The organism is Tamlana crocina, from assembly GCF_012037625.1.
In genome coordinates, this window is record NZ_JAAVJS010000783.1 from 1 (window position 1) to 296 (window position 296).

1 protein-coding gene is annotated in these 296 nt (G+C 40.2%); it reads right to left on the reverse strand.

Translation table 11 applies throughout. The features are described from left to right. Positions 1-19: 19 nt before the first annotated feature. On the reverse strand, positions 20-296 hold a 277-nt coding region (locus HC176_RS18995), incomplete at its 5' end, for an exosortase F system-associated membrane protein (protein ID WP_167920521.1).

Below are 296 nucleotides of genomic sequence, written 5' to 3' on the forward strand. Positions count from 1 at the left end.
TAATGATACGCCCGCAATTCTAATTTTTGACGCCGCTGCTAAGCCTGTAATAATAGAAAGCCGGCAGTAAAATAAGGATAAGCAGCGGATGCGCTAAAAACCTTCTAACATAGAAAGCTGCCAGATAATCTTCCGGCTGCACATGAAGCATGAGGTAAATAAAAAGCGGAAAAAGCACCAGGAAAAAGCCAAGATAAATAAGTGCAGAAAATTTGATGATCCCCCAACTGCGAAAAGCAACCCATAAGATCAAAAGTGAAATAAGGGTATTGACCAGGAATCGTAAACAAACATTG